This is a genomic window from Selenomonas sp., from assembly GCF_052169755.1.
GTDB lineage: Bacteria > Bacillota > Negativicutes > Selenomonadales > Selenomonadaceae > Selenomonas.
Genome location: NZ_JBQNBV010000142.1, coordinates 1 through 4749, shown reverse-complemented (window position 1 = coordinate 4749; position 4749 = coordinate 1). Strand labels below are relative to the sequence as shown.

The 4749-nt window shown below is 57.4% G+C and carries 6 protein-coding genes and 1 tRNA gene; 1 reads left to right on the top strand and 6 read right to left on the bottom strand.

Going from position 1 to position 4749, the window contains the following annotated elements; genetic code table 11:
• The 3 genes from ACTTKG_RS09080 to ACTTKG_RS09070 all read right to left on the bottom strand — a co-directional run.
• Positions 1-596: hypothetical protein (locus tag ACTTKG_RS09080; RefSeq protein WP_442673888.1), on the bottom strand; the 596-nt coding region annotated here is incomplete at its 3' end.
• A 63-nt stretch (positions 597-659) separates the two neighbouring features.
• On the bottom strand, positions 660-1103 hold the full coding sequence (locus ACTTKG_RS09075; RefSeq protein ID WP_442673887.1) for a hypothetical protein: 444 nt from the start codon (positions 1101-1103) through the stop codon (positions 660-662).
• A gap of 216 nt (positions 1104-1319) precedes the next feature.
• Entirely contained in the window at positions 1320-1886 is a 567-nt protein-coding gene (locus ACTTKG_RS09070) for a helix-turn-helix domain-containing protein (RefSeq protein ID WP_442673886.1), read from the bottom strand.
• Between the two features lie 129 nt (positions 1887-2015).
• Between ACTTKG_RS09070 and ACTTKG_RS09065 the strand changes: the two genes are divergently transcribed.
• Positions 2016-2100 (top strand) — tRNA-Leu (locus ACTTKG_RS09065).
• Positions 2101-2178: 78 nt separating this feature from the next.
• On the opposite strand, the gene ACTTKG_RS09060 is transcribed toward ACTTKG_RS09065, so the two are convergent.
• The 3 genes from ACTTKG_RS09060 to ACTTKG_RS09050 form a co-directional block, all read right to left on the bottom strand.
• Positions 2179-3426, bottom strand: a complete 1248-nt coding sequence (locus ACTTKG_RS09060; protein WP_442673885.1) for an aminopeptidase — start codon at positions 3424-3426, stop codon at positions 2179-2181.
• Between the two features lie 17 nt (positions 3427-3443).
• Positions 3444-4262, bottom strand: coding sequence for a hypothetical protein (locus ACTTKG_RS09055; RefSeq protein ID WP_442673884.1), 819 nt, complete (start codon positions 4260-4262; stop codon positions 3444-3446).
• Positions 4259-4749: nitronate monooxygenase (locus tag ACTTKG_RS09050; RefSeq protein WP_442673883.1), on the bottom strand; the 491-nt coding region annotated here is incomplete at its 5' end. The genes ACTTKG_RS09050 and ACTTKG_RS09055, both read right to left, overlap by 4 nt.

Here is a 4749-nt window from a genome sequence, read left to right as displayed (position 1 = left end):
TCAAACAGCTCCCAACCGCGAGAAAACCGCGCATCCAGCTGCTCTTGCAGCGCATGATTCTTCGTTTGCAAGTCTTTCACTTCGCCACTTAGATTCTGATTCTGCGCTTGCAAGTTCTTCACTTCGCCACTTAGATTCTGATTCTGCGCTTGCAAGTTCTTCACTTCGCCGCTTAGATTCTGATTCTTCGTTTGCAAGTCGTTCACTTCGCCACGTAGACGCTGATTCTCCTCCTTCATGGGCAGATTTTCTTCATCTTGCTCTTTCTTTTCTGACTGATACTCTCCCATCTGCATTTTCAGATCGCTGATTTGCCGCTCCGGGCTTTGCAGGGACTCTTGCAGTTTTTTGATGTCCGCCGCTTGCTTCTCCATCGCAGCTTCTATTTTCTCCAAGCGCACCGCCAATGCCGCGGTTTCGCTCGGCAGAGGATCTTTCGGTATTGCTTCCACCATCGAGCTTTGCTCCATCGACTTGGACACCGCGTCATCTTCCCCTTGGCAACCATGCAAAATAGCTGCATGGACTTGATCATCCTGCAGCGTTTGAGGGGCATCCTCTCGATGGCTATCGTACCGCTTTGCTTCTTCCTCCATATCCACACAAACCTCCTTTCTGACAGGAGAGTTTTGCAAAACTCCCCTGTCAGTACACCTTTTTCAAAGAGCAGGCGCAGAGGGCTGCAGGGATTCCAACGTATCTTCCAAGGAGTCCTTGATCTGCTGCATGGCTTTTTCGATGCTCTCGACCCGCATCGCCACGCCGTCTGGCTCTGCTTCCCCTTGCTGCTCGGCTTCTTCCTTCAACTGCTCGATCAGCGCTTCTCCTTTCTTCGCCAAAGCATCCTGTATCTCCTGCACAGATGCCTTCACGCGGGCGTAGACGGCTTCGCGCTCTTCATCGCTTTCGCACTGCGCCATGGCAAGCGTCGCCTCGCGGCGCACCTTCGCGACGAGAAGATCCATGCCGTCCGGAGCGGCTTCTTCTTCGTCGTCAGCTGCATCCTCTGGAGCGTCGTCCTCGTCGTTCATCACCGTTTCATAGAGCAGCGCTCCGGCAACGACGCCCGTTGCTACCAAGAAGCAATTTTTCCACCAGCTCATATTGACCATCCTTTCCATTTGCATCTAGCAATCATCGGCTTTAGGGAAGCGCTGAATTTATCAGTGATTCTCTAGTCATATTATATGACAAGCTGCTGGAAGTATGGTCGCCTGACAGGCGACCATACGAAAAATTCTCCCCAAAAGAGCCGCACGGCTCTTTTGGGAGAATTTGGCGCAGGGCGTCCGCGAAGCGTGCATCCGTGCGTACATCTTTCAGTCCTTCATGCGGCGGCGATTCGTCAGCGGCAAGAAGCCCCGCGCATAGAGCTGTTCATTGATGATATCGACATCATAAATCTTTTCCTCGATGAAGAACCGGACGAGCAGATCGCGCTTGCTGCTTTCGGAAAGTTTGAAACCCGCCCTGCCTATGAGATCTTCAGCCTCGGCAAGCGACAGACGCAGAACGATGGCAAAGGCGAGCGCCGTTTCCTTCGAGGGCTGATAATCCGCATGATTCTTAATCTTGGAAAAGTGCTGCTTCGTGATTCCCGCCTTGCCGTAGACATCCGCCGCTTTCGCACCGCTCTTCTTGATGAGCAGCATAAGCCTCTCGGCAAAGCTCTTTTCTGCCAGCTGTAGCACAGCATCGAGCAGGTTCTTCAGCGGGCGCCTGCCGGCAGACGATGGCACATGCGAGAAACCACGAGGCATGCTGCTGGCGGTTATAAGCCCCAAAAACCGCATCGCAGAAGGATCTCGCGGCTTCACATAATACTTTTCGATATACCGCTCCACTTTTTTGAAAAGCGCTTCGTCCATCTTTCTCCCCTCATTCATACGCCTCATCCTTCCTCAAACCTGCACGCCCCCTCCTGCGTTCCCGGTACCCGAAATGCGTCATACATCTTCCATCGTTTGACAGGCTTCTGCCGTCATGCTAGAATAAGAACCGTCAACATTGACCCTGCGGACGTGGCGGAATTGGCAGACGCGCCGGACTTAGGATCCGGTGCCGCAAGGCATGGAGGTTCAAACCCTCTCGTCCGCACCAAAAGGATGTAAAAAAGCCCGGGAAAGCCGGGCTTTTTCTATTGCGCTGAACCATCGGCAAGGGTCGTCACTTCCGCTGTCAAACGAACGCGAAATTCCCGTCGCGGAACACAGGCACGCGCTTGCCGTCCTCCTGCACACCGTCAATGGCGAGGTCTTTCGAGCCGATCATGAAGTCCTCATGTACGAGCGAATCGTTGACGCCGCGCTGCAAAAGCTCGACGCTGGTCATCGCCTCGCCGCCCTTGATGCACGTCGGGTAGGCTTTGCCGAAGGCGAGGTGGCACGCGGCATTTTCGTCAAAGAGCGTGTTGAAGAAGAGCACGTCGCTCTTCGAGATCGGCGAATCGTAGGGTACGAGCGCGACTTCGCCGAGATAGTTCGCTCCCTCGTCCGTGGCAAAAAGCTCCTTGAGGATTTCCGCGCCGCGCTCTGCCTTGTAGTCGACGACTTTGCCATCTTTGAAGGTCAAGGCGAAGCCCTCGACGATATTGCCGTTGACGTTCAGTGGGCGCGTCGCTTTAACCGTGCCGTTTACGCCGTCGCGCTTGGGCAGCGTGTAGATTTCTTCCGTCGGCATATTGGCGACGAAGGTCACGCCGCCCTGTGTCTTTTCCGCGCCGCCCATCCAGATATGACCCTCGGGCAGTTCGATGGAAAGGTTCGTGCCGAGATCGTTCTTATACTCCAAGCGCGAGAAAGCATGGTCATTCATGAACTTCGCCGCACGCGCCAAGAATTCGATATGCTCCTGCCAGCGCAGTGCCGCATCTTCGCCCGGCGCAAGGCGCACGGCATCGAAGATCGCCTGCCAAAGCCGCTCGACGGCAGCGGAGGGCGCGTCCTCGGGGAACACCTTTCTCGCCCAGCTTTCCGTCGGAATCGAGACGACGCACCAGGCGTTCTTGTTGCTCATCAAACGCTGGCGGTACTCGAGAAGCGCCGCGCCCGCCGCCTGCTGTGCAAGCGTCAGACGCTCCGGCTCGACGCCGCTGAAGATCTCGGGATCCGACGCATGAATCGTGACGAAAGCCGCCCCCTCTTGGGCGCTGTCCTCGTAGAGGCGGCGACGCCATTCGGGAAACTCCGTGAAGACGCTTTTTCTCGCCTTATCGTAGCGCAGGCGTGCAAGTCTTTCGTCGTTCCACGCGACCGTCACATCGTGCGCACCTGCATCGTACGCCGCGCTCGCGACGCGCCGCGCAAAGTCAGCGCACGCGAGCGGCGCGTTGATGACGAGCGGCTGATCCTTTTGCAGATTGACCCCCATGCGCACGATCAGACGCGCATATTCTTCGAGAAGCTCCTCGCGGTTCTTTTCGTTCATATCCTACTCCCTTTCCTTCAGCGGTACCGCAGACGATATGTCTTGCCTTCAGGCAGCATGATGCCGCCGTCGCCCGATGCACCGACGGCTTTCAGCGCTTCCTTGTACTCGACCGGTACAGAAAGCGCCTCTGTCTTGAAGGTCGCCGTACCCGCGCCGTCCAAGTCGAGCGTGAAGCCCGAGCGCATTCTCTGCCCGCTGCGCTCAAGATAGTCGAAGTCGCCTTCCCCATCATCGCTAATTTCGCCGCGGATCTTCAACGTCATGCCGATGAAGGCGATATCCGACAGTCTCGTTGCGGCGCTGTCGGGCATCAGGGCGATATTGCCCTCCTTGATTTCAAGCGAGTCGCGTCCCGTCGTTGCCGAGAGAATCTGCACTTCGACATGACCATCCTCACTTCTAAGGCTCTGCGACGTGCGCATCAGCTCGCTCCAGCGCGGCACGGTCACTTTGTAGGAATCAATGACGGCGATGTAGCCCGCCCGATCGTCCTGCGCCACCGTGCCATAAAGGCGCACATAGTCGCCGCGCGAGGGGCGCGGTTCGGCGGCGCTGACCCCCTTGCCCTCGACGAGAAGGCGCGGTCCATTCGTATGCATCTCCGCCTGCATTGCCGCACCGTCGATATCGACGACACGCGCGACGAACTGCACTTCCTTGCCCTTGAACTTCGCAGGATTCTCCGAGAACTTCACGCCCTCAACGAACTCGGGATGATGCGGCGGCTCACGGTAGACAGCGCTCCTTCTGCCGCAGCCGACGGAGAGCACAAGCAGGGAGAGCAGCGCAAAAACCAGTATGAAGCGCAGTCCTTGTCTTTTCCCTGTCCTCAAAGTTCCAACGCCCCCGTCAAATCTCTCGCATATTCGATGCCTTGCCGCTCCAAATACGCATCGAGTCCTTCAGCCGCCTCGACGACGGCACGCGGATTTGCGAAATTCTCCGCGCCGATCTCGACGGCGCTCGCGCCCGCGAGCAAAAACGCCGCCACATCTTCGCCCGTCTGTATGCCGCCCATGCCGATGACGGGAATGGAGACCGCATGTGCCGCCTGATAGACCATGCGCAGGGCGATGGGCTTGACGGCGGGACCGGACAAACCGCCCGTGATATTGCCAAGGAGCGGCTGGCGCTTTTCGACATCGATCACCATGCCTGTCAGCGTGTTGATGAGCGAGACGGCATCGGCGCCCGCCTCCTCGACGGCACGCGCCATCTGCACGATGTCGGTGACGTTCGGCGAGAGTTTGACGATGACGGGCTTCTTCGTATGCTGTTTGACCGCTCTTGTCACACGCGCCGCCTGCACGGGATCGGTGC

Excerpts from the sequence above, each read along its gene's own strand:
- ACTTKG_RS09075 (WP_442673887.1), bottom strand. The coding sequence starts at position 1,103 with ATGAGCTGGTGGAAAAATTGCTTCTTGGTAGCAACGGGCGTCGTTGCC.
- ACTTKG_RS09070 (WP_442673886.1), bottom strand. The coding sequence starts at position 1,886 with ATGAATGAGGGGAGAAAGATGGACGAAGCGCTTTTCAAAAAAGTGGAG.
- ACTTKG_RS09060 (WP_442673885.1), bottom strand. The coding sequence starts at position 3,426 with ATGAACGAAAAGAACCGCGAGGAGCTTCTCGAAGAATATGCGCGTCTG.